This is a genomic window from Paenibacillus sp. 276b (genome assembly GCF_900107875.1).
Taxonomy (GTDB): domain Bacteria; phylum Bacillota; class Bacilli; order Paenibacillales; family Paenibacillaceae; genus Paenibacillus; species Paenibacillus marchantiae.
The window spans coordinates 157815-181687 of record NZ_FNRR01000007.1 but is presented as its reverse complement, the minus strand read 5'-3'; the positions used below and the strand labels follow the sequence as shown (position 1 = coordinate 181687).

At 48.8% G+C, this 23873-nt stretch carries 19 protein-coding genes; 16 read left to right on the top strand and 3 right to left on the bottom strand.

Going from position 1 to position 23873, the window contains the following annotated elements; all coding sequences use genetic code 11:
• Window positions 1-10: 10 nt before the first annotated feature.
• The 4 genes from BLV50_RS26360 (at window position 11) to glsA (ending at window position 3975) form a co-directional block, all read left to right on the top strand.
• Window positions 11-823 (top strand): LytR/AlgR family response regulator transcription factor, encoded by an 813-nt coding sequence (locus BLV50_RS26360; RefSeq protein WP_072735342.1) that lies wholly within the window; start codon window positions 11-13, stop codon window positions 821-823.
• 120 nt (window positions 824-943) lie between these two features.
• Entirely contained in the window at window positions 944-2233 is a 1290-nt protein-coding gene (locus BLV50_RS26355; RefSeq protein ID WP_177031265.1) for an L-lactate MFS transporter, read from the top strand.
• A gap of 203 nt (window positions 2234-2436) precedes the next feature.
• Window positions 2437-2919, top strand: coding sequence for a GNAT family N-acetyltransferase (locus BLV50_RS26350; RefSeq protein WP_177031264.1), 483 nt, complete (start codon window positions 2437-2439; stop codon window positions 2917-2919).
• 114 nt (window positions 2920-3033) lie between these two features.
• Window positions 3034-3975: a glutaminase A gene (gene glsA, locus BLV50_RS26345; protein WP_063565616.1), complete on the top strand. Its 942-nt coding sequence runs from the start codon at window positions 3034-3036 to the stop codon at window positions 3973-3975.
• Window positions 3976-4321: 346 nt separating this feature from the next.
• Here the strand turns inward: glsA and BLV50_RS26340 are convergent, their stop codons facing one another.
• Together BLV50_RS26340 and BLV50_RS26335 are read right to left on the bottom strand one after the other, a co-directional pair.
• On the bottom strand, window positions 4322-4663 hold the full coding sequence (locus tag BLV50_RS26340; protein ID WP_064636634.1) for a YolD-like family protein: 342 nt from the start codon (window positions 4661-4663) through the stop codon (window positions 4322-4324).
• Window positions 4660-5904, bottom strand: a complete 1245-nt coding sequence (locus BLV50_RS26335) for a DNA polymerase IV (RefSeq protein WP_063565618.1) — start codon at window positions 5902-5904, stop codon at window positions 4660-4662. The genes BLV50_RS26340 and BLV50_RS26335 overlap by 4 nt, the downstream gene beginning before the upstream one ends.
• Before the next feature lie 861 nt (window positions 5905-6765).
• Between BLV50_RS26335 and BLV50_RS26330 the strand changes: the two genes are divergently transcribed.
• From BLV50_RS26330 to BLV50_RS26305, 6 genes are all read left to right on the top strand, one after another.
• Window positions 6766-8991, top strand: coding sequence for a hypothetical protein (locus BLV50_RS26330; RefSeq protein WP_090810735.1), 2226 nt, complete (start codon window positions 6766-6768; stop codon window positions 8989-8991).
• A 26-nt stretch (window positions 8992-9017) separates the two neighbouring features.
• Complete coding sequence (locus BLV50_RS26325) at window positions 9018-10229, top strand: HEAT repeat domain-containing protein (protein ID WP_063565620.1); 1212 nt, start codon at window positions 9018-9020, stop codon at window positions 10227-10229.
• Between the two features lie 22 nt (window positions 10230-10251).
• Window positions 10252-11649, top strand: coding sequence for a glycosyltransferase family 2 protein (locus BLV50_RS26320; protein ID WP_170867934.1), 1398 nt, complete (start codon window positions 10252-10254; stop codon window positions 11647-11649).
• Window positions 11650-11712: 63 nt separating this feature from the next.
• Window positions 11713-12516: a response regulator gene (locus BLV50_RS26315; protein ID WP_090810733.1), complete on the top strand. Its 804-nt coding sequence runs from the start codon at window positions 11713-11715 to the stop codon at window positions 12514-12516.
• Between the two features lie 137 nt (window positions 12517-12653).
• Window positions 12654-14021, top strand: coding sequence for a nucleotide sugar dehydrogenase (locus tag BLV50_RS26310; protein ID WP_063565622.1), 1368 nt, complete (start codon window positions 12654-12656; stop codon window positions 14019-14021).
• Window positions 14022-14053: 32 nt separating this feature from the next.
• A complete protein-coding gene (locus BLV50_RS26305; RefSeq protein ID WP_240321456.1) occupies window positions 14054-14953 on the top strand; it encodes a hypothetical protein in 900 nt (299 codons plus the stop codon).
• 127 nt (window positions 14954-15080) lie between these two features.
• On the opposite strand, the gene BLV50_RS26300 is transcribed toward BLV50_RS26305, so the two are convergent.
• The gene (locus tag BLV50_RS26300) at window positions 15081-15953 is read right to left on the bottom strand and encodes a helix-turn-helix transcriptional regulator (RefSeq protein WP_063565624.1); all 873 of its coding nucleotides are present in this window, start codon (window positions 15951-15953) and stop codon (window positions 15081-15083) included.
• 515 nt (window positions 15954-16468) lie between these two features.
• Between BLV50_RS26300 and BLV50_RS26295 the strand changes: the two genes are divergently transcribed.
• The 6 genes from BLV50_RS26295 (at window position 16469) to BLV50_RS26270 (ending at window position 23550) form a co-directional block, all read left to right on the top strand.
• Window positions 16469-17650: an LLM class flavin-dependent oxidoreductase gene (locus BLV50_RS26295; RefSeq protein WP_090810815.1), complete on the top strand. Its 1182-nt coding sequence runs from the start codon at window positions 16469-16471 to the stop codon at window positions 17648-17650.
• A 212-nt stretch (window positions 17651-17862) separates the two neighbouring features.
• Window positions 17863-19137 carry an ABC transporter substrate-binding protein gene (locus BLV50_RS26290; protein ID WP_090810729.1) on the top strand — a complete coding sequence of 425 codons (1275 nt, stop codon included), beginning with the start codon at window positions 17863-17865 and terminating at the stop codon, window positions 19135-19137.
• Between the two features lie 3 nt (window positions 19138-19140).
• Window positions 19141-20013: a carbohydrate ABC transporter permease gene (locus BLV50_RS26285; RefSeq protein ID WP_170867933.1), complete on the top strand. Its 873-nt coding sequence runs from the start codon at window positions 19141-19143 to the stop codon at window positions 20011-20013.
• Window positions 20014-20062: 49 nt separating this feature from the next.
• On the top strand, window positions 20063-20878 hold the full coding sequence (locus tag BLV50_RS26280; protein ID WP_024631084.1) for a carbohydrate ABC transporter permease: 816 nt from the start codon (window positions 20063-20065) through the stop codon (window positions 20876-20878).
• Between the two features lie 114 nt (window positions 20879-20992).
• On the top strand, window positions 20993-22210 hold the full coding sequence (locus BLV50_RS26275; RefSeq protein ID WP_063565627.1) for an MFS transporter: 1218 nt from the start codon (window positions 20993-20995) through the stop codon (window positions 22208-22210).
• A gap of 278 nt (window positions 22211-22488) precedes the next feature.
• Window positions 22489-23550, top strand: coding sequence for a cell wall hydrolase (locus BLV50_RS26270; RefSeq protein WP_256338052.1), 1062 nt, complete (start codon window positions 22489-22491; stop codon window positions 23548-23550).
• The last annotated feature ends 323 nt before the right edge of the window (window positions 23551-23873 follow it).

The window sequence follows — 23873 nt, the reverse complement described above, 5'->3', positions numbered from 1 at the left end:
TGAACTGTCGATGAGAGCCCTTATTGTTGAAGATGAAATTCCGGCAAGTGAGGAACTGAATTACTTGATACAGGAACATAGCCAAATTGAAGTGGTAGATTGTCTGGAAGATGGACTGGATGTGCTGAAGTTTCTGCAGGAGCAGGAAGTCGACGTTATTTTTCTTGATATAAATATCCCTTCGCTGGACGGCATGATGCTGGCACATCATATTGGAAAGTTTGCGAGCAAGCCATATATCGTATTCACAACGGCTTATAAGGAGCATGCGGCTGAAGCGTTTGAGCTGGAGGCGTTTGACTATATTCTGAAGCCCTATGATGAGAAACGAATTGCCGCGATGCTGCATAAACTCGAAACGGCGTTCAAACGGGATCATGAGCAGGAGAAACGTGAACATGGCAGTGTCGATGGGCAGGCTCACAATGCGGCTCAAGCCAACGATGAATGGTCTGCATCAAATATGCAGGCGCGTGAATCCAATACCCAGACGGAACGACGCATTAACCTGCTGCGCAATGACAATATTATTGTGACAGACACCGCCGATATTTATTATGCGGAAGCTCAAGAGAAAGTTACGAAGGTGTATACCAAAAACGGTGAGTTTACGATGCCGGTCAGTATTTCGGATTTTCACGGTCGATTACCGCTGGAAACCTTTTTCCGCTGCCATCGTTCTTACGTCGTGAATTTGTCTCAAATTCGTGAAATTGTGCCTTGGTTTAACAATACGTACCTGCTTCGTTTGCGTGATCTGGAGGCTGAAGTACCGGTTAGCCGGGGCAAAGTCAAAGAATTCAGGCAGCTCATGCGCATCTAGAGGCATTTCATTCCGCATCTGATGCAACTCATGCTCAAATCGGTGTAATGAATCCCCTTTCATGTATGATTAGCTTGTGAACGCATTCATATATATGACATCGGCAAAGGGGAGATCACGATGAAAGCAGCTATTTCATCCGCACCTAATTCAGCATCTACAACTATGAAAATGAACCGCTGGCTTATTGTACTGGGAACCATCATTGTACAAATGGGTCTCGGAACCATCTACACCTGGAGTTTATTTAATCAACCGTTGTCTGATCGTTTCGGATGGGACGTCAGCTCGGTCGCGATAACATTTTCGATTACCAGCTTTGCTTTGGCATTTGCCACACTATTTGCCGGCCGACTGCAAGAACGATGGGGGCTTCGTCGCCTGATTCGGGTAGCGGGTGTAGTGCTTGGTCTGGGACTCGTGCTCAGTTCTCAAGTGAGTTCTTTGACACTGCTCTATATTCTGGCCGGATTTGTGGTTGGATTCGCGGATGGTACGGCGTACATTACTTCCCTGTCCAACCTGATCAAGTGGTTCCCTGAGCGAAAAGGTCTGATCTCAGGTATATCGGTCGGGGCCTTTGGTACAGGCAGTCTGTTGTTCAAATACGTGAACTCGGCATTAATTGGTGCTGTTGGTCCTGCTCAAGCTTTTATGTACTGGGGCATTATTGTGTTGGTATTGATCGTGGGCGGCTCGTTCCTGATCCGTGAAGCGGTTGTTCGTGAACAAGCTCCAGCAAGTAGCACGGACGGTGCGAAGCAACCAGAAACACGTCATGATTATACGGTCAAAGAAATGCTGCGCACGAAAGAAGCGTATATGCTGTTCGTTATTTTCTTCACGGCCTGTATGAGTGGACTGTATCTGATCGGTATTGTGAAAGACATCGGTGTGCAGTTGGCAGGTCTTAATGTGGCTACGGCGGCCAATGCGGTGGCGATGGTTGCGATCTTTAACACTGCTGGACGTATCATTCTGGGGGCGTTGTCGGATAAAGTAGGACGGATGAAAGTTATTGCCGGAGCACTGCTGGTTACGGCTGTTGCCGTAATGACGCTGAGCCTGGTACCGCTGAGCTTTGGCATCTTCTTCGCCTGTGTAGCCGCTATCGCATTCTGTTTCGGCGGCAATATCACGGTCTTCCCGGCGATTGTGGCAGATTACTTTGGACTGAAAAATCAGAGCAAAAACTACGGCGTCATCTATCAGGGATTTGGATTTGGTGCCTTGGCTGGATCGTTTATCAGCGCCATGCTGGGCGGATTCCATCTTACCTTTATTGTGATCGCTGTACTGTGTGCCGTCTCGCTCTTGCTGGCGTTGATGATTACGCCTCCGGGTCAAGGACGTCGTACACGTCAACGTGAACAGCATTTGAATCTTAACCCTTCATCCCGGGCAAGCTGATCGTAGTGGGGACGAAGTTCTTATAAAAAGCAAGCTGGGCGGTCTCCTACGGAGGCCGCTTTTTTGGTACCTGCTGGACCTGATAGGAATGAGAATTCTGTACATGAAGTGGTTGTGTGCAATGCATACTTGGCTTCTGGTATACTCTAGGTGAAATAAAAAGAGCAAGTCCTTGTTAGCCATTTGGAGGAGGTATGTTCGTCATGAATTTCTTGAAATATGCACCATCTGATTTTGCTGATTATTATGCTCTTGTGTCCAATATTGAAGTCATGCAACAGATTACCGAACGTGCTCTGCCTGAGCATGAAGCTACTGCGGAATTTGAATCCATGCTGAATTATAATCTCTGCAACAATTGTGGCTATTATCGAATATCTGGTGAAGATGGGGTAGGAATGGCCTACGCCAAACTGATCCCGGATGAATCCGATCCGTCCCGGGCGGAAATGGGTTACATGATTCTGCCGGAGCATTGGGGGAGAGGACACGGGACTTCCATCGCAGCTCGGCTGATTATTCAGGCACAGGCGGCGGGAATTGGTGTACTTTATGCGGTTATCGATCCGTCCAATGCGGCATCACGTCGAATATTGCTCAGACAGAACTTTGTATCCACATGGGTTGGAGATTATCATGGGTTACCCGGCGAGATTCTGGAGCTGAATCTTCAGGTGAAGCGGTAAGGGATCAGGCTTGCGGGTAATACATACTATATCGGGCATTTTGCATCACTTCGATGGGAACTCGTCATTCGGAGGCATGCGAAATGCTCATACAGAGATTTGGAGGAGATGGAGATGAGCAATGCTGCAATGGAACGTCTGAACCAGTTGTTGCCGGAATGGCTGGAGACCAGCCGTCTGCACACCGGACAGGGGAAAGTAGCCTCTTATATTCCCGAGTTATTCAAGGCCTCACAGGACGAACTGGGTATACATATCATGAACGCCGAAGGCAATCATGTGTCAGCCGGAGATTGTGGTGTCCCGTTTACGATGCAAAGTATCTCCAAGGTATTTACACTCATTCTGGCCCTGATGGATCATGGGGAGGAAGCGGTCTTTTTTAATGTAGGAAAAGAACCTACCGGCGATGATTATGATTCCATGATCAAGCTTGAACTGGTCGAACCGGGCATTCCGTTTAATCCATTGATCAATGCGGGCGCGATCACGGTATCGTCCCTGATTGCCGGGGATTGCAAAGAGGAGAAGTCACGGCGCATTTTGGAATTTTTCCGCAAGCTCGCGAATAATGATCGGCTGGACTATAACGAGGCGGTATATCGGTCCGAATCGGAGACAGGCCACCTGAACCGCTCGCTTGGTTATTTTCTGAAGCACAATGGTGTGCTCAAGGATGACGTCGAAGATGTGCTTGCCGTCTATTTCCGCCATTGCTCCATCGAGGTGACTTGTGCAGACCTGGCCCGTATGTCACTGGTGCTTGCTTATGACGGGACAGATCCGATCACCGGGATTGAGCTTATTCCTCGTCGTTATGTGCAGATCGCCAAAACGTTCATGACTACCTGCGGTATGTATAATGCATCAGGCGAATTCGCGATTCAGGTCGGGTTGCCTGCCAAGAGTGGAGTGTCGGGTGGAATTCTGACTCTGGTTCCAGGCCAGTTCGGCATCGGTCTTGTAGGTCCGGCTCTGAATCGGAAAGGAAACAGCATTGCAGGCGTGCATCTGCTTGAGCGTCTTTCCAGAGAATTTGACTGGAGTTTGTTCTAACGAAGTCATCCCCTTACCCTCCTGAGTAGTCGATGAATCACCAATTCGTCCTTTTGCTTCTTTGGAACGAAATAGTCCGATAGGAATGTGGCTTGTTGGCTGCTTCAGTCTTGGTTCAGATCCCGTAGGAAAAGGGTCCTGCATAGCAATGGCCATGCTGCATCTATTCCGGTACACCCGCAACGCTGGGGTGAATTCGGGATGCTCCCTTTATATCAAGTTCATTCGCCTCGGGAGAAAATATGGTGAACCAAAAAAAAGCTTCACTCCTTAAGATATGGTTCATATTGACGAGTCAAACACCCAGAAAAGTAAGGCTGTCTGACGTCTGGGTCTTTGGCGCGCATCATTCATTCGCGAGTACCACATCAGTAATAAGATTCATTTGAATGTCCCGAGTCCCACTCTCCATCAGCAGCTTAAGGGTACGGGCAGGGGAGTCCAATCGGAGCACCTGTCCGGTAAAGCGGATATCATCATGTTCATGGAACAGGGTGATGGTGACTGTATCCCCGAGCAGCATGGAGTTACTAAGCAAACGGGACATTTCTTCCGCTGCCTGGGCATCCAGAGATGGACGGGTACGGGGAGCAAGTTGCTCCTGATGAATGATGTAGGCTTCCCGGTGTTCGGGAAGCATCATGCGCGACGACTCAAAAATCCCGTTTTGCTGTAATTTTTTACTCATTTATAGTGACCTCCAATTTTATGAGAACGGTCCTGTGCCTGTGCGGAGGAGCAGAGCGAGGAGGCTCGCATAATCGCGGTTTCTCCAAACTTGCGCTTGATGTCATCCGTGGCACGTTCCAGTTCTCTTTTGCGTTCACGGTCATCGAACCAGGACAGCTGTACTTCGGAATCGGGCACGAGTCCGGTCAATGACACGCTGATGCGGCGAATGGGTAATCCGTCCCAATGGCGCAGAAACAAAGCTGCTGCCGCATCGTATACTTCATCGGTGATGTTGGTAGGTTCATTCACCTTCATCTGGCGGGAGAAGCCGGTTGGACGATCGTAATCCTGCCCCCGACATCCTACAGAGACGACATTGCCCATGAGCGATTTGTCCCGGGAACGCCGGCTGACCAGCTCCGCCAGTTCGAGCAGCACCACTTTGATGTCTTCCCACGATTCATAGTCCCGAGGCAATGTCATCTGATGTCCAATGCCCTGCTGCTGGTGAGCATATGTCCCGGGTTTTACCGGAGAATCATCGATCCCGCGGGCAATACGCCACAGTACCTCACCATTTACACCCCAACGCTCTCTCAGCCGGGACAATGGAGTCTGCGCTAGATCCCCAATCGTATGAATCCCCATCTTATAGAGATGCTGTCCCATCCGGGAACCGACCATAAACATGTCTCGAACAGGCTTTTTCCACAATGTTGTCTGCACGTCCTTGCGGGGCAATGTATAGATGCCTCCGGGGACTTTTTTGGCATACAGGTCACAGGCCATCTTGCTGACAACCTTAGTGTCGCTGATGCCGACGCGGATATAGACGCCAGTCTCTTCCATTACCCTGTCCTGAATGCTGCGGGCAATCGTTTCAGGACTGCCGAACAGGTCTAAACTTCCGGTGACATCGAGGAACTGTTCGTCAATGCTATACGGTTCAACCAGATCGGTATAGGACTGAAGGATACGGGTAATGTGTAGGGAAACACGAATATATTCGGCCATCCGGGGACGAATAACGACAACATCGGGGCATTTGGCAAGAGCCTCACCCAGCCGTTCTGCTGTAGTAATCCCATAGGACTTAGCGAGTGGGCAGGCTGCCAGAATAATGCCTGAACGGCGTGCAGGATCTCCCGCAACAACAAGCGGACGGTCTCTGTATTCAGGATGTGCAGACTTCTCCACACTGGCATAAAATGACTGGCAATCGGCCAGCATAATGACACGTCCGTCTTTGCGGGGCATAGTATTTCTCTCCTTTTATTCATGATTCGGCTGCTTCTGTGCAGTGATGGGATTCATTCAGTCAACGTTATTTTACAGTTTATTTACAGTATGGAACAAGTGTTCCTGTTTTATAAGCATATCCGACAATGCCAGATGCGGCAACCGGAATTATTTTGCAAATTGGACACAATTATTGGATGGACCTATTAGAGTCAAAATTTAGGAAAAAAGATGTATTTTTTTACATTTCGTGTAAGAGATCCGTGACTTCCGGGTGATGACCGGGTGTTCATTGGGCTTTATGTAAAAGTAATATAAATGGGCACAGTCCTATAGGGGGGGACTGATGTCCTTTTTTCATTTTCTGCACTTTTCAGAAAACCTTGATAGGACGCGGGTTTTCAAGGATACGTTATCGGACTATAGTATCAATTTTGTAATCTTTATGGTTAATACTGTAAAAATGTCCGCAACTTTAAAATATCATTAGCGTTTAATGGGGTAAGCGTTCAAGCGGAAACAGATCTCGCAATCCGCGTTGCATATAACAATAACGGGTAGAGATGTGCAAGCCTGGAAGAACCTCAAACGGACGGTTAAAGTGGCATATATTCGTGTCCATGGGACATAAGAGCAAGAAGGGCTCATGGATGCTAGTTGATGGCGCATTTTACGAATTATGGGCAGAATGTTGCAGTTCACGTTTGCTTCCAACAGCCTAGTTACAAATGCAGAGTCTTAGAGCTATAGTGAGAACTACACCGCTGACATCTCTACCCAAAGCGGACATCCGATGCGGGATTTCCCGCAGACCTTCATGTCATTTAAGATCCGCAGATGAAGCAGGATGCATACTAGAGAGGTGAGCAATCAAGAGCCATGAGCAGACGAAGACGAAGACGCTGGTTGCTAACGATGCTGACAGGAGCGGCCGTAGTGACAGGCGGAATATTTGCCGGCTGGCACTATATGCAACCCCAGCTCGTTACGTACACAGCTGATAATGGCACGGAGATGAAATTCAAGACCGATGGAGACCGGTTCATGGAATATGGACCCGATGGCGCATGGCGGGAGATGTTCGTGAAAGGTGTGAACCTGGGTGCTACATCACCAGGACATTACCCGGGCGAATTTCCGTTGACCAAAGAGGATTACTTGAAGTGGTTCCAGCAGATTGAGGATCTGGGGGCCAATGTAATCCGGGTGTACACGGTACATGAGCCGATTTTTTACACCGCATTGGTTGAGTATAACCGTGGCCGGGAGCAACCGTTATATTTTATACAGGGCATATGGTCGCCGGAAGAAGAGTTGATCGAGAAGCAGGATGCCTATGCTGACCATATTGAGCAGACGTTCAAGCAGGAGATTGAAAAGGCGGTATCGGCTGTATATGGGGATGCGGACATTCCCGATAAACCGGGAGAGTCAAGCGGCAAATACAAGACGAATGCCGGGAAATATCTGATGGCTTGGCATGTGGGGACCGAGTGGGACCCTTCGATGGTGAACAACACGAATGAGAGCCATCCTGACGTGCCGCAGTACAAAGGCGTTCATTTTTCCGGGACGCAGGATGCATCACCGTTCGAGAATTGGCTCGCAGAGCTACTGGATTATACCGCCGTGTTGGAGAAGAAATACGGGTGGGAGCATCCAATGACCTTCACCAACTGGGTAACAACCGATGTGTTGGATCATCCGGGCGAGCCGCTGTTCGAAGAGGATTTGGTGAGTGTGGATGCGCGACATATTCAACCGGAAGAGTGGCAGGGCGGATATTTTGCAGCATACCATGTGTACCCTTATTACCCGGACTTGTTCCATACGGACCAGACACTCCAGACGATCAAGGATGAGAACGGCGAGTACAACACGTACAAAAGTTATCTGCGCAAGCTCAAAGCCGAGTTTTCCGATATGCCTGTAATGATTACAGAGTACGGTGTACCTTCTTCGCTTGGAATCTCCCATCTCGGTATGGGAGGTCGGGATCAGGGCGGACATAACGAGGTCGAGCAGGGCGAGATCGACGCATCGCTGACTCAGGATATTTATGATGAAGGGTATGCGGGAGCGATTTTATTCATGTGGCAGGATGAGTGGTTCAAAAAAACTTGGAACACGATGCCGCTTGAAATTCCAGCTGATCGGCGCGCCTACTGGCTGAACGTGCTGACGAATGAGAAGATGTTCGGTCTGCTCGCCATGGACCCCGGTAAGCAGGAACAGCTGACCATCGACGGGAAACTGGATGACTGGAATGCGCTGAAGAAGGAAGAGGTCACCGTCTGGCAAGGCAAGGTAGATGGCATCAAGGAAATGAAAATGACCCATGATGAAGCCTACCTGTACATTGGCATGACGCTGGATCAACCTTTTGACCCGGACCAGACCTTGCTGCGCATCGGAACGGATACGCTGGATGGCGGCAATCAGCCGGGTACGAGACTTCCGGATCGAACGCTGAGTGATGGACTCGAAACAGTGATTACATTGGGGCAGGATGATGAATCACAAGTGGAGATCGCCAAGGACTATGACTTTAACCAGCGCCTCTATGGCAAGGACGGTTACGGGATGCTGCCCGAGGAGCAAGAGAATGCGGCAGATCCATTCCATCCATGGAACCTGGCGGTCAGCCTGCGGATGACCCCACCGGATACCCGTTCCGCCCAACCGTTCATGAATGAGAAGGTGGGTACATTGAAACGGGGAACGACAGCTCCAGATCAATCCGATACCGATTCGTTAACCGCCTGGCAATATAACGGTAATCAGGTCGAGATGCGTATTCCATGGATGCTGCTTGGATTCGGTGACCCAAGTTCACTGCAAGCGATCAAGTATGGAGCGCTGAAAGGTGGACGGCAATTCGAAACTGTCGCAGTCAAGGGTGTGACCCTGGTTCCGTGGCTAATGGATCGTTCTACTGGAAATATCTCTTGGCCTGGTGGTGACCAGAAGACACTGGATGTGAAAACATTGCCTAGATACAGCTGGCAGCCCTGGGAGCAGGTACAGTACAGTGAACGACTGAAACTGAGCTACGAGGAAATGAAGAAACGGTATGAACAAATTCCAAGTTTTCAGACCGAATAAATGAGTATAAAGGAGGACCTTTTCACATGTTTCCGAATTTGGCTTTGGCTTATTTATTTCTATACATCTGTACGGCGCTCGTCGCTGTGGGTGTAATCCTGCTGTTTGCCATGAAAATGTCCCACAACGGCAAACGGCGCAAGATTGAGTTTTATAAATTAAAGCAGCGTGACTACTTTACGTATCTGCAGACGGCGCTGACAGAGGACAGTCCCCTGAGATTGCCACCTGGGAAGTTGGCCCCACTCGAGCGTCGGGTCATCCAGAGCAAACTTATTGAATGGATTGATCAGTTCAAGGGCGAGTATCGCAACAAATTGATTGTACTCTGCCGTGAAGCCGGATTTGTAGAGCATGATCTGAAGGAACTGAGTCGTATTCGTTACGGACGCCAGATTGATGCAGCGTATCGATTGGGCGGCATGCGTTGTCCAGAGGCCGTTCCAGGCTTGATGGAATTGCTTAAGGAAGAAAAACCTGGTCCGATGGCAATTATGATTGGTCGTTCGATCGCAAGATGTACCATCCGTCAGGGTGAACTGAAAGATATGCTCGCGTTGCTGTTAACCAAAGGAAAATCGATTCATCATCTGGCAGCAGATATTTTGCTCGAAACCAGTCTGGATACAAGCAGAATTCTGATTGAGTTGCTGGAAGATCGCAATCCTGACTTTGTCAAAGTGGGATTGGTTGCGATGTGGGGACAAGCTGTACCCGAAGTGATGCCTGCACTCGACAGACTTGTTGGCGCAGAACATCAGGATGTACGGGCAGAAGCGGTGAAGCTATATCTTAGCGCAAGTCCGGCACTTCAGGACGAGACCATTCTGAAGCTCATGCAGGATTCGGACCCAGAGGTGCGTGCCGAAGTGGTGCAGGCGCTCGGTTCGAAACATGCGGCAGGCAGCATTCCACTGCTGCGCAAAGCGCTGCGTGATGAAGATTGGGGAGTACGCTATAACAGTGCTGAGAGCCTTGGCAAGCTGGGTGAACCGGGATTTGAAGCCTTGTGTCAGGCCGCTGTGGAGGGCACAGGTGCTGAACGGGAAATTGCAATGCAGCAGATTGAGAGTACGATGCAGCACTCAGGAACAGACCACAAAGCCGTTGACCAGATGATTGCACATAACAAAAAAAGGCTGCTGTATGATCGGTACTTCGGTCCCGTACGTGGGAACCGGATAACAAGCAAGAAACGTACAGGTGTGGCTGCGGTAGGAGGGGATTACACTGCTTAGAGATCTACTATTAATCTACGGCATGGTTGCAATCTATTATGTCGTTGCCGTAAATACGCTTTACTTTTCCATTCTGGCCTTATCATTCCGTAATATTTGGACGATCTTCAGGCGATCGCATTATTCCAAATACAATACGTTGTCAGGCTCGGAGCTGGTACCATCGGTTTCCTTGCTGGTGCCCGCATATAACGAGGAACTGACGATTATTGAAAATGTGAACTGCCTGATGACGCTGAATTATCCAACGTATGAAGTCATCGTGGTGAATGATGGTTCAAGCGATACCACCTTAAAGGTGTTGTTGGAAGAATATCGTCTGAAGCCGGTACCCAACACGATGATTAGGGGCAAGATTTCCTGTCAGAAAATTCGCGGGATCTACCACAATCCGGAATTCCCCGACCTGTATGTCATTGACAAGGAAAACGGCGGGAAGGCCGATTCCCTCAATGCCGGAATCAACCTGTCTCATTATCCATTGATTTCTTCCATTGATGCTGACTCTTTGCTGGAGAAGGATGCCCTGATTCGTATGGCTCGCATGTATATGGAGAATCCGGAAGAGACGGTGGCTATTGGCGGGGATGTACGGATAGCCAACGGCTGCAAAATCGAGAATGGGGCAGTGCAGGACGTTTCACTGCCTCGCAAGATTTGGCCAATGTTCCAGTCCATCGAGTATCTCAAAGCTTTTCTCGGCGGACGAATCGGTTGGAGTCACATGAATGGTCTGATTATCGTCTCGGGCGCCTTCGGCATGTTCCGCAAGGATGCGGTTATCGCAGTTGGGGGATACCGGGACGGTTATCCGGGTGAAGACATGAACATTATCATCAAACTTCACCGTTATATGTTGGAGAATAAATTGAAATACCGCGTAGCCTTCTGCCCTGAAGCCGTGTGCTGGACACAGGCGCCGGATTCCTACCGGATCTTGTCCAGTCAGCGCAAGCGCTGGGGACGTGGAAATCTGAAGAACATGATTGAGAATCGCGGCATGTTGTTCAACCCGAAATATAAAGTCATGGGCATGCTGACCATGCCGTACAACATCCTCTTTGAAGCGTTGAATCCGTATTTCCGAATTACTGGACTTCTCGCTCTCACGGGATATGTACTGATGGATATGACCCAGTGGCCGATACTTGTGTTGTTTGGATCGCTCAACATTGTGAGTGGTTATCTGCTCAGTGTGGGAGCTCTTGTGCTTGAGGAAATTGCATTCAAACGGTATAACAAGCTGTCCGATCTGGTCAAAATGCTGTTCTACTCCGCTCTGAAATTCGTCGGCTATCATCAGCTCGGCGTGCTGTGGAGATTGCAGGGGCATATCCAGTTCATGCAAAACAACAACTCATGGGGTACCATGACACGCCAGAGCTGGTCCGAGGAAGAGAAGACAAGCGAGGCGGCTTAAGCTAAGCACAGGCAATACAGCAGAAACAATATAGATAACCGAGGGAGAAGGGTGGAAAAGAACATGCCAAATACGGCGACATTGCAGCGTGAGGCTGCCGTTAATGTGTACCGCAGTGTAGAACAGGGATTGAAAGAAACGGGTGCCGAAACATGCGGCTTAATGTTCATCCATTGTGCAGGGCCGTCTCAGCCGGAGCAGCAGGTCAGGACACATCTGGAGCAGACCAGTGAGTCTGCCTACCAGGTCTGGCAGGATGGAGCCACACAGGCACTTGCTGTCCTGCTGCCAGGGTTGACACTGGATGAGGTTCATTATGAGGGGCTTCGCATCAAGCATGAATTGCAGGAGACGGTACCTGGTGCCGATCCGCAAATCACGCTGGCAAGTTTCCCGGCAGGTGAGCGTCCTTCAAAGGCAACCATTCAACATATGGCTGAGTCCGCCAAGCTGGTAGACCCGTCGGAGATTCATATCTACACGCTGGACAAGACGGCAGACGAGCCGGAACGAATTTTGATTGTGGATAACGATCCGACGGTACGCGAGTTTCTGCAATTGCGTCTGAAGATGCAGGGGTATGAAACCTATGAAGCGGTGGATGGACTGGCTGCACTGGAACTGATTGAGAAAATCACGCCTGATCTGGTGCTGACCGAATTGAACCTGTATGGCATTGATGGCCTGCCGTTCATTCAACATATCCAGAACCTGGATGTGGCTCAGCCGCCCAAAATCGTCGTATTAACGGAACAGCGTGTGGAACAAACGATCAGTCAATGCTTCCGCAGCGGAGTCGATGATTATATGACCAAACCGTTCTCACCTGTGGAGCTGGATGCCCGAATCAGGCGTTGCCTGCATTAAAAGCACCACAAGTAAAGCCAAGAGAAACAGATAGCCTTCATTAATTTTTATCAGACAAATAAGTACATCTACAGACAAACATCTATCAAATGGATTCGTCAATCAACCAAACAAATACACTGCCCGGAGGGAATATCATGGAGAATCAACAATTCCACACATTACTGAATGCGATCGAAAATAAAGAAGCGGTGCTCGGCGTGGTCGGGCTCGGTTACGTAGGATTACCACTTGCGGTGGAAATGGTCAATCAGGGTTTCACGGTAATCGGGATTGATCTGGATGCATCCAAAGTGGAGAGCATCTATCAGGGAGATTCCTATATTCACGATATTTCGTCCGAGGAATTGAAAAAAGTGATGCAAAGCGGCCGCTTCCAGCCTACAACGGATTACAGCATGCTGCGCGTGATCGATGCGTTGAGCATCTGCGTACCTACACCGCTCAGTGAAAATCAGGACCCGGATACGTCTTATATCGAGACGGTTGTGGATCAGATTAAACTGCATATGAAACCAGGCATGCTGATTACGCTGGAAAGCACGACTTATCCGGGTACTACCGAAGAACTGATCCAGGATGAGCTGGACAAAATCGGACATGAAGCAGGCAAAGACTACTTCCTGTGCTTCTCGCCTGAACGTGTGGACCCGTCCAACGGACGATTCACTACTTTTAATACACCGAAAGTAATCGGGGGCACAACTGAAGCTTGCCTCAAACTGGGAACAGCGTTGTATAGCAAATACGTTGAAACGGTTGTACCTGTATCTTCACCAAAAGTGGCTGAAATGTCCAAACTGTTGGAAAATACATTCCGCAGCGTAAACATTGCCTTTGTTAATGAAATGGCAATGATGTGTGACCGTATGGGCATCGATATCTGGGAAGTTATCGACGCAGCTGCGACGAAGCCGTTTGGATTCATGCCTTTCTATCCGGGCCCTGGCATCGGCGGTCACTGCATCCCGCTTGATCCGATGTACCTGTCCTGGAAGGCTAAAGGATTCCGTTTCTACAGCAAGTTCATTGAGCTGGCGCAATCCACCAATGACAATATGCCATATTATGTACTGAACAAAACATCAACCATTCTGAATGAGTACGCGAAATCGGTACGTAAATCCAACATTCTGTTGCTTGGTATGTCGTACAAACCGAATATTGCCGATTTGCGTGAATCTCCAGGACTGGAAATCTATGAACAGTTCAAGGAAGGTGGAGCCAATGTCAGCTATTATGATCCACATGCTGAATCGTTCCTGGACAAGCATGGCGAGACGGTATATAGCGAAGTGTTCAACTTGGAACAGTTCAAGAAGTACGACTGCATCGTGCTGATCACCAACCACAGCGATTTGCCTTACTTTGATATTGCCGAGATGGGCGTGCCGATTCTGGATACACGTAATGCGTTCAAAACGTATCCACATCCGCACATTTACAAGATTGGTCATTCGGTACAGCACCCTGTGCTTGAGCCAAGTGAAGCGTTGCTCGTCTGAGGAATATAACGAACAAGTGGGGCAAACTGTCGGTGAAGGCAAAATGGGCCATCTTGGCCCTGCTGTTCTGCCTGCTTCTTCTGCCCTGGCTACTCAAATGGTTTTCACATGAGGAACACAAAGCGACCTGGCTGTGGGACGCTTCCATTATTGCAGAGCAGACGCCTGAAATTATCTCCTTCTCCAAGGCGCAGGGCGTGAATACCATTTTCCTGCAAATTCAGGATGAGGTACCCGATGCGACATACCGCAAATTCATCGCGGCTGCGAGGCAGGCTGAGATCGAAGTACATGCCCTTAACGGTCATGCAGACTGGGCCTATACGGAGAAGCGGGAAGAGGGACTTGCGTTTATTGAAAAAGTACGGGCATATAATGCAGCTTCGGCCAAAAATGAACGCTTTGAGGGAATTCAGCTGGATGTTGAGCCTTATCAGCTAAAACGCTGGGAGAACGAGCAGAATAGCGTTATTGCGGAGTGGAGCGACAACATGAAGGCCTGGACCAAAGCTGGTAATGATGCCGGACTCTACATGAGTGCCGCAATCCCTTTCTGGCTGGATGCTCGCGAGTCGGCAGAAGGCGGAGGTACATTCAGCCGCTGGGTGATTGATCACTTTGATGCGGTAGCCATCATGGCCTATCGGGATCGTGGTCAGCAGATGTATGATCTGTCCAAGGAAGAGCTGGATGAAGCGGATGAGCTTGGCAAGAAGGTATGGGTTGGAGCCGAACTGGCTGATACGCATGAGGGCGATCATCTAACCTTTTTCAGCAAATCTATCACCAATATGGATGAAGAAATGAAGAAAGTGTTTGATCTCGGCGCTTCTCATTCATCTTTTGCAGGTGTTGCGGTGCATCATTATGAAGCATGGTATGCAAAGGAAAACGGAATTCCGCTGGCTCGAAAGAGCGAGGAGAAGAAGTAGCGGGTGTATATAATAGGTATATGTAGTTTAAGAAAGAGCACTGTAATATGTAATGAGGAAAAGGCAAGTCTCCGATCAAGGAGGCTTGCCTTTTTTTGCTATTCGTTAGCATGCGGATGGCGACAAATCAGCTTTTATTGTTCTCGGCCGTTCGATATCGGTTGGGTGGCAGACCCACCTGCTTTTTGAACGCTTTGGAGAAAGAAAACAGATCAGGGTAACCCACCGAATGCGCTACTTCAGTTAACGTTAACGGGGTCTGAACAAGCAACCGTTTGGCCTGATTCATTTTGAGACGTTGAATATACTGGACAGGAGACAGGCCGTAGGCTTTACGGAATTGTTTGGCAAAATGGGTCCGATCCACGCCAGCGTGAGAAGATACACCTTCCACGGTAATGCCGCCGGCAAAGTGAATATCCATGTACTCCTTGCCCTTTTGCAGCCAGGGTGTGGCAGAGTCTGGTTGAAGCACTCGGGTAGCAGGGGATTTGGCAATCCGGTCAAACAATCCGAGAAAACGGGTAAGTCGTCCCAGGTCGCTTGCGCCTCCCTGAGGTTTGCGAACCTCTTCCATAAAAGCACGCATGCCACTTGCCGTCTCCGGCGTGAGTACGCCTGAACGATGCGGCGCGTCTGGAGTAAGCCCGATTCGTGCCAAAAGTTCAGCTGCATGTTTTCCATCAAAGGCAATGAAAATTTTGTGCAAAGATTCCTTTGGGTCGGACCAGTACTCATGGGTAACCTGTGGATACAGGCAGAATGCATCGCGGGCACGCAGGGAATAACGATGTCCGTTCTGTATGAAAGTTCCCTCGCCCTCCAGAACAAAAATTAAATAATGAAAAGGCGTCGTTCGAGGGCCGATATGATAGTTGCTCTTGGCTATATTACGACCGATTCGAATCGGCCATGCTCCACCGGCTTTCTCGAATTCAGACGGAGTAAAAAAAATAATATCCAAAAACTCGTGGTGGTCCTCCTTCATGCTCTCGATCATCAGGAACACCTCTTTAATATAAGTATAGTTTGTAATCTCTGAAAGTTTCTCTTATAACCTATTATACAGGTGGGTTTTGTAAATATTCAAGATCGAGAAGACCTATTCCTGTGAATTCACCACAAAATGACAAAATGAAATGGCCGCGAAATGACATTGCTCACAGACAAATCAATTGTTATGATGTCCATACCTATTAAACCAAGTTAATTAATCGGCATTTGGAAGTGTACGTACTTATAAATTGATTAGAAATTAGGCGCACTTTAAAAATAAGGTTTAACGAGTGCGAACGTAGTGGAGGGGACGAAATCGATTCTGGAAGAAACGCAGTGTTCGCCTTTATCTCCGGATTTTCCCCTTGGAAAAGTGAATCAAAAAAATCTGGAGATAACAGCGATCGAAAGAACGATTCGTACCCGGAACGGCCATGTTGCACAACACCGATCTTATTTTTAACATGAGACTTTATTTATTCATAGAAGGGATTGACTTGCGTGAGCGAACAGGAAGAGATGAAGTTTGGTTGGTTTTTGCCTACAGCAGGAGACGGAAAATATGTAGGAGTTGCCCCGGAGCGGGAACCGAGTCTGGATTATTTGGTTCAAGTAGCGCAGACAGCGGAGACGGCAGGTTTTGAATTTGTATTGATTCCGACAGGGGGAGCCTGTCTGGATGCGTGGGTTGTGGGTTCGGCTGTCATGAGTCACACGAAAACACTGCGTCCACTTGTGGCCATTCGACCGGGTCTGGTCACCCCTGTATTGGCGGCGCGTATGGGAGCGGCACTGGATCAACTGTCTGGCGGTCGTGCCATGATCAATGTGGTGACAGGCAGTTCGGTTCGGGATTTGGAGGAACTGGGAGATCCACTGGCTCATGCCCATGATGAACGTTATGAACGGGCGAGCGAGTACATGGAAGTGATGAAGCGTTCATGGACACAATCGGCCGGGCTCAATCTGACCGAGTTTGCTGGAAGTGGTGCCATATCGAATCAGGAAGCATCCGAAGACAATTCGGAGTTTAACGGTAAGTATTATAATTTCAAAGGTCCGGTAGGCATGCCTGAAACGGTGCAAAATCCGTATCCGCCGTTCTACTTGGGTGGAAGTTCACCGATTGCAAAGCGGGTCGCTGTTGAACACGCAGATACATTCCTCATGTGGGGCGAGCCGCATGACTGGATTCAGGAGCAGATCGAAGAAATTGAAGTCATTCGCGAACAGATCAAAGAGGAAACCGGACAAGATCGTCAGCTCCGTTACGGTATGCGGGCACAGGTACTCATTCGGGATACGGAAGAAGAAGCATGGGCGGCGGCTTGGGAGATTATTAGCAAAGTACCACCAGAGGCCATCGAAAAAGCCAAAGCAGCCTTCGCAGAGACGGATGCAACCAACCAACGCAGACAGAATGAGCTGCGGGAACTGTCCGAGAAGCAGCAGTTTGTCGTAGGTCCCAACCTGTGGACAGGTTTGTCAGTTGTACGTTCCGGCGGAGCAATCCTCATTGTGGGTACAGCAGAACAGGTCGCAGAACGATTGATGGAATATGGAGATCTGGGCGTGACAACATTTATATTATCCGGGTACCCACATTTGGAAGAAGCCGAAATTTTCGGCCGGACTGTGATGCCCATTATTCGTGAGAAGTGGAAAATAAGACAGAAGAAGCATTCAGTTACTACCAACTAAATAAGTGAAACCTTTTTTACACGGTGACGAAGAGGACAGAAAAAATCTGGAGAAGCGTAGCGTTCGCCTTTATCCCCGGATTTCCACCTTTAATTAAGTGATTTTAAAAAAATCTGGGGATAACAGCGATTGGAAGATGGTTCTGACCGCGTAGTGGTTCAGTGTAAAATCATTGTTTAACTTATATAACATCCTTCAGGAGGTCTTCTTTCATGAGAAAAAAACAAAAATATATCCTGCCCCTTGTCAGTATGCTGGTAATGTCCATCCTGCTGTCTGCCTGCGGCGGCGGGGATAACGCGGTATCAGGAGGGAACGATTCCTCCGGTTCGGGCAAAGTAACAATCAGCTTCATGCACTGGCGTGGAGAGGATGTGGAAGCATTGAACAAGACGATTGATGCGTTTGAAAAGGAAAATCCGAACATCCATGTGGAAATGCAGACTCTTCCTTCAGATCAATATCAATCTACTGTACAATCCAAAATCAGTGATGGTTCAGTTGGGGATGTATTTGCTTCCTTCCCTGGTGCACAGTTCGAAGCCTTCACCAAAGCCGGATTGTTCACTGATCTGACTGGATCGTCGTTTCTGTCTGCATACAATCCTAAGCTAATTGAAGCAGGCCAGCACGATGGCAAGCAATATGCAATTCCTTATCAACTCGTATACAACGATCCAATCTATAATGTGAAGCTGTTCGAAAAATATGGACTGACACCACCGACGGATTGGGAAGGCTTCTTGGCACTCTGCCAGACGCTGAAAGACAACGGCATTATTCCGATTGCATTTGCTGGAGCGGATATTGGTCCGGGCCAATTCATGAATACGATGGTGATGAACAATGCACCAAGTGACGACATTTTTACCAAAGTGGAAGCCGGAGAGGCCAAACTGACGGATGAGTTTTGGGTGAAAACCTTAACTCAGATCAAAGAACTGAACGACAAAGGATACTTCCAGCAGGACGCACTGGGAACGAAAGACCCGGCAGCGGGAGCACTCTTTATCCAGGAGAAAGCAGCCATGCTGGCGAGCGGATCGTATCAGTTGGCACAGAACAAGCTTCAAAATCCGAATCTGGAGCAGAAGCTGCTTGCACCGATTACGGTGAGTGCCGATCAGGCGAAGTATGAAGGCGTTCATACGACGACATTTATGCTTGCGGTGAACAGCAAGTCCAAACACACCGAAGAAGCGAAGAAGTTCATCGAATTCCTGAGCAATCCGGAAGTGGCTGGCGAATATGCCAACCAGACAGGACAGAATGTAACGGTGAATGATGTGAAGTACGATACACCTGAGCTCCAGGTTGCCGGAGATTGGGCGAGCAAAAAAACCGTGTTCCAGCCACGGTTCACTATCCTGAACGGAGATAATCAGAAAGCAGTAACCAACTCCATTCAGGCTGTACTGAGCGGAACTTCTCCTGAAGAAGCAGCGCAGCAGGCACAGGCGATCATTGATCAGCATATCGGGAAATAAACGATGAAGAACCGTATTCAGCTATCCCTGTTTTTGTTACCCGGGTTGCTGCTGTACGTTGCACTGTTCGTATTTCCTACATTGACGGGGCTGTTCTACTCCTTTACGGATTGGGACGGGGTATCCCCGTCGTATGCATTTGTAGGGCTGGATAATTACAAGGACAGTCTCAGCAGCATCGTATTTCGCAAAGCCTTTGGCAACAACGTCGAGTTCATGTTAACGGTTGTCATTGCGCAAACCTTTATTTCACTTGTTCTGGCGCTGCTTTTGGTACGTAACACAAAGACACGCATCGCGCTCCGGGCGCTCTATTTTCTGCCTGCGATTCTGTCCTCTGTATCGGTGGGTTTGATCTGGGCTTTTATGTACGATCCTTCCATCGGGCTCATTAACTATGGTTTGAACGAGGCTGGTATGGGGAGCTTTGCCCACAACTGGATTGGTGATCCGAAGATCGCAATTTACTCGATTGCCGCGGTACAGGTCTGGGCACATGCCGGGCAGATGATGATCGTGTTTATCGCAGGTCTGCAAGGCATTCCAGCGGAGCTGTATGAAGCAGCACGTATGGATGGCGGCAGCAAATGGCAGGTATTCCGTACCGTGACATGGCCTCTGCTTGCACCTTCGGCAACGATTGTCGTGGCCTATACCACGATTCAATCCTTCAAGGCTTTTGATCTCATTTTCACGATGACAGACGGAGGCCCGAACTATGCTACTGAAATTTTGACAACTTATATCTATCACACCGCCTTTGGCAGCTACTCATTTGGCCTCGCTTCTGCGGGTTCGATGATCTTCCTGGTTCTGCTCGCTTTGCTGACGTTATTGCAGTTCAAGGCGCTGCGTGCCGACCGGGTAAGCTATTGATATTGTTGCTGGAGCATTTATCCTGCACAAGAGGCAGAAAGGAGTTCACATGTTTCTAAAGTGGTTCAACCGCCTGATTTTATTGGTGTACGCGCTGCTAATCATCGTGCCGTTGTACTTTGTATTTGTGTCATCGTTCAAAACGAGCAGCAACTTCTTCATCAGTCCATTTAGCTGGCCGGACCCGTTTACATGGGACAATCTCACTGGCATGTTCCGCAACCAGCCGATGTGGCAGTATTTCGGGAACAGTCTGGTCGTAACGCTGGGTACCGTTGCGATTGAGTTGTTGCTCAGCAGCATGATTGCTTATGCCATTGTTCGCTGGGGTGGCAGTGTGGGCAAAATTGTGTTTGCTTTGTTCGTTGCAGGTCTGATCGTTCCTTCCCAAGTGAGCATGCTGCCGATCTATTCCCTGACGCGTACGCTCGGATGGTCGGACAGTCTGACAGGACTAATTATAGTTTCAGCCGCGATGCTGATGCCGGTCTCCGTATTTATGCTGACGGGCTTCATGCGTATGCTGAATGCGGAAATACTGGAAGCGGGCAGTATGGATGGAGCAAGCGAGTGGAGGCTCTATACACGGATTGCCCTACCACTCGCCGCACCTTCTCTGGCAGCTACAGCCACGTTCCTGCTCGTTATGGTGTGGAATGATCTGCTCATTCCGATGCTGATGCTCAGCAGTAAGTCCAAGCTGACGTTACCACTCGCACTCATGCAGTTCCGCGGGGAATACGTGACCAACTATCCGATGATGCTCACCGGTGTACTGGTAACAGCCATTCCGATGATCGTGCTGTTCATTCTGCTCCAGCGTTATTTTGTAGCAGGTCTGACAGCGGGTTCACTCAAGGGGTAAGGTATAGGAAGAAGATCAACGGATATGCGTATTTTACATTGATTTCTGGATCATTCTGCATAATAATGGTTTAGTGTCAGAATGACTACATAGAGATCAAGGGAGCTATAAGACATGAGCAAACTGGAAGTATTGCGGAATCCCAAGCAGCGCAAGCTGCTGTTCAGTGCCGGCATGAGCTGGCTGTTTGATGCAATGGAAGTCGGCATGATTTCCTTCATCGTGGCTGCACTCGCCAAGGAATGGAGTCTCAGCCCTGGACAAGTCGGGGTGCTTACGAGTATCAACTCCATCGGTATGGCGCTCGGTGCATTGCTTGCGGGGGCACTTGCGGACCGTTTCGGCCGAAAGGCCATTTTGATGTGGACCCTACTGATCTTTACGATCGCGAGCGGTCTGTCAGCCTTGGCCACCGGATTCGCTGTATTGTGTGTACTGCGTCTGATTGCAGGTATCGGCCTCGGCGGAGAGCTGCCCGTGGCATCTACATTGGTATCGGAGTCGATGCCTACGGCAGAACGTGGACGTGCAGTTGTACTACTGGAGAGTTTCTGGGCAGGTGGCTGGATTGTATCGGCACTCATTGCCAACTTTGTTATCCCGGAATATGGCTGGAGAATTGCTTTTGCCATTGGTGCCGTTCCAGCGTTCTATGCGCTGTATCTGCGCCGTGCCATTCAGGACCCGCCTCGTTACAAGAACAATACCAAGATTAAGAAAATCACGTTCCGCGAAAAGGTAGCCACGGTTTGGTCGGCACCGCATCGCCGCACAACGTTGATGCTCTGGATCTTGTGGTTTACCGTCATTTTCTCTTATTATGGCATGTTCTTATGGTTGCCATCGGTTGTTATGGCAAAAGGCTTTACGTTGGTCAAAAGCTTCCAGTACGTGCTGATTATGACGATCGCACAGCTGCCAGGTTACTTCACGGCGGCGTACTTCATTGAGCGGTTTGGCCGCAAATTTGTACTTGTCGTTTATCTTACATTGACAGCAGTAAGTGCGATTGCTTTTGGACTGGCAACAACGGAAGCGACGATCCTGACCGCAGGTATCTGTCTTTCCTTCTTCAATCTGGGAGCTTGGGGCGGTCTGTACGCATACAGTCCGGAATTGTACCCCACTTCCGTTCGTTCAACAGGTGTGGGTCTTGCTACATCGGTAGGCCGGATTGGGGGCGTGCTTGCTCCATTGATGGTTGGTATGCTGGTTCAGCGTGAGGTCGCAATCAGCCTAATTTTCACGATTTTCTTCGTGACCATCCTCATTGGCGCTGCGGCTGTGCTGTTCCTGGGCCGAGAAACCAAGGGTCTGGAACTGGCCGAATAAATGTCAATAAATACAACGCAACTTTTGTGCGGGTCTGCCTGCCTACGACTATAACGGGGTGGATAAGCGGCAGAAGGTTGATACAAGAAGAGGCATGACTATGGCGTGACCATGGGCTCATGCCTCTTTTTGATGTGTTTGGAGTGGATTTTCGCCTGCGCCATCGGTCCGATAGACGTCACTTTTTCTATATCCTATAATGACACTCGGGATGTAGGGCCGTGAGGATTCAGGGGGAAGAAGTGGGATCTGGATTCAGAAAAGTGGAGGTTAATGGAATGATGAAGAACAAAATTGAAATGGATCAAACGTGTGAAATGATTGAAAAGAATATGATGAATGAGAAGAATAAAATGAATGAAAAGCATATGATGAGTGGACAGAATGGCGTGTGTGAAGTAGTACGTGTGACTGATAATGTCGGTATGAATGTAATGTACAGCTATAATGGCAACGATAAGATAAGTGAGATAAACGGGAGATATGATGTGATTGATCTTACTCCTGTTAAAGAGATGAAAGAAATGAAACAGATGAAGATGACGAGCTATATCTACAGCCTTGATGAAGAGTTTAGATTAGATAGCGGAGATGAGAGGCTTGATCTGCATGATTTGCACACAAGCACTGACCACATGGAACCTATTACCATCAGCCGGAAAATCACCCATCGCAGAGGGAGAAAGGCTGGCAAAAGAGCAGGACGAGTCAGTGTGCTTCTCGGTGCCTTCGCAATGGCTCTCGGTCTCACGATGGCAGCTCCGCCTGCCGGAGCACAGAAGCTGGAACAGGGCGTTCGCGGTGAACATGTGCTGCAATTGCAGGAGCAATTAAACGAACTGGGGTATTTTAAAGCTGGATTGACGGGGTATTATGGGTCTCTCACCAAAGGCGCTGTCCGTAAGTTCCAACAGGCTCAGGGGCTGAGTGCGGATGGGATTGCAGGCCCGGCAACACTGAACAGACTGAACAAGAAGGCTGCAGCCCAAGGTAACACGCTGCGCCAGCTCGCGAAGCTGATTCATGGGGAAGCACGCGGAGAGTCCTTTGAAGGACAGGTTGCTGTAGGCGCGGTCGTCTTGAACCGAGTCCATTCGAATGCATTCCCTTCATCAATTCCAAAAGTGATTTTCCAAAAAGGGCAGTTCACGGCCATAGACGATGGACAGTTTAATACAAAGCCAACCCAGACTTCCTATCAGGCAGCTCGTAAAGCTTTGAATGGCACTGATCCAACACACGGAGCACTTTATTATTATAATCCGAAAATTGCGACTTCGTTGTGGAGTAAGAGCAGACCAACATTACTGACGATTGGGCAGCATGATTTTACTAGGTGAGTTTAAGTAGAGATAAATAATGTATTATTTGAAATGATAATGATGAACCTCGGCTGTACGCTGCTGAATGCAGACGTGCTACCGGGGTTTCTTTTATATTTTGATTGTGCAGGCGAGGGGATTGGGGAAATCTTCCGTATTATTATGTCCCTCTTTTCAATTGACAGCAAAGAAGGATATTGGAATGGTGTCTGAATATCCTTGAAACCGAATACGATTTTACAAAGTATATATAAAGGAGGATATAATTAGTTGCTATTTATAAATTTGTACTCGGTTACATCCATAGAGGGGAGGACGAATATGCCATTTATTGGGGGGAT

Bases quoted from the DNA above. Each gene is read 5' to 3' on its own strand.
- BLV50_RS26360 (WP_072735342.1), top strand. From the start codon at position 11: ATGAGAGCCCTTATTGTTGAAGATGAAATTCCGGCAAGTGAGGAACTG.
- BLV50_RS26355 (WP_177031265.1), top strand. From the start codon at position 944: ATGAAAGCAGCTATTTCATCCGCACCTAATTCAGCATCTACAACTATG.
- BLV50_RS26350 (WP_177031264.1), top strand. From the start codon at position 2,437: ATGAATTTCTTGAAATATGCACCATCTGATTTTGCTGATTATTATGCT.
- glsA (WP_063565616.1), top strand. From the start codon at position 3,034: ATGAGCAATGCTGCAATGGAACGTCTGAACCAGTTGTTGCCGGAATGG.
- BLV50_RS26340 (WP_064636634.1), bottom strand. From the start codon at position 4,663: ATGAGTAAAAAATTACAGCAAAACGGGATTTTTGAGTCGTCGCGCATG.
- BLV50_RS26335 (WP_063565618.1), bottom strand. From the start codon at position 5,904: ATGCCCCGCAAAGACGGACGTGTCATTATGCTGGCCGATTGCCAGTCA.
- BLV50_RS26330 (WP_090810735.1), top strand. From the start codon at position 6,766: ATGAGCAGACGAAGACGAAGACGCTGGTTGCTAACGATGCTGACAGGA.
- BLV50_RS26325 (WP_063565620.1), top strand. From the start codon at position 9,018: ATGTTTCCGAATTTGGCTTTGGCTTATTTATTTCTATACATCTGTACG.
- BLV50_RS26320 (WP_170867934.1), top strand. From the start codon at position 10,252: ATGGTTGCAATCTATTATGTCGTTGCCGTAAATACGCTTTACTTTTCC.
- BLV50_RS26315 (WP_090810733.1), top strand. From the start codon at position 11,713: ATGCCAAATACGGCGACATTGCAGCGTGAGGCTGCCGTTAATGTGTAC.
- BLV50_RS26310 (WP_063565622.1), top strand. From the start codon at position 12,654: ATGGAGAATCAACAATTCCACACATTACTGAATGCGATCGAAAATAAA.
- BLV50_RS26300 (WP_063565624.1), bottom strand. From the start codon at position 15,953: ATGATCGAGAGCATGAAGGAGGACCACCACGAGTTTTTGGATATTATT.
- BLV50_RS26295 (WP_090810815.1), top strand. From the start codon at position 16,469: ATGAAGTTTGGTTGGTTTTTGCCTACAGCAGGAGACGGAAAATATGTA.
- BLV50_RS26290 (WP_090810729.1), top strand. From the start codon at position 17,863: ATGAGAAAAAAACAAAAATATATCCTGCCCCTTGTCAGTATGCTGGTA.
- BLV50_RS26285 (WP_170867933.1), top strand. From the start codon at position 19,141: ATGAAGAACCGTATTCAGCTATCCCTGTTTTTGTTACCCGGGTTGCTG.
- BLV50_RS26280 (WP_024631084.1), top strand. From the start codon at position 20,063: ATGTTTCTAAAGTGGTTCAACCGCCTGATTTTATTGGTGTACGCGCTG.
- BLV50_RS26275 (WP_063565627.1), top strand. From the start codon at position 20,993: ATGAGCAAACTGGAAGTATTGCGGAATCCCAAGCAGCGCAAGCTGCTG.
- BLV50_RS26270 (WP_256338052.1), top strand. From the start codon at position 22,489: ATGATGAAGAACAAAATTGAAATGGATCAAACGTGTGAAATGATTGAA.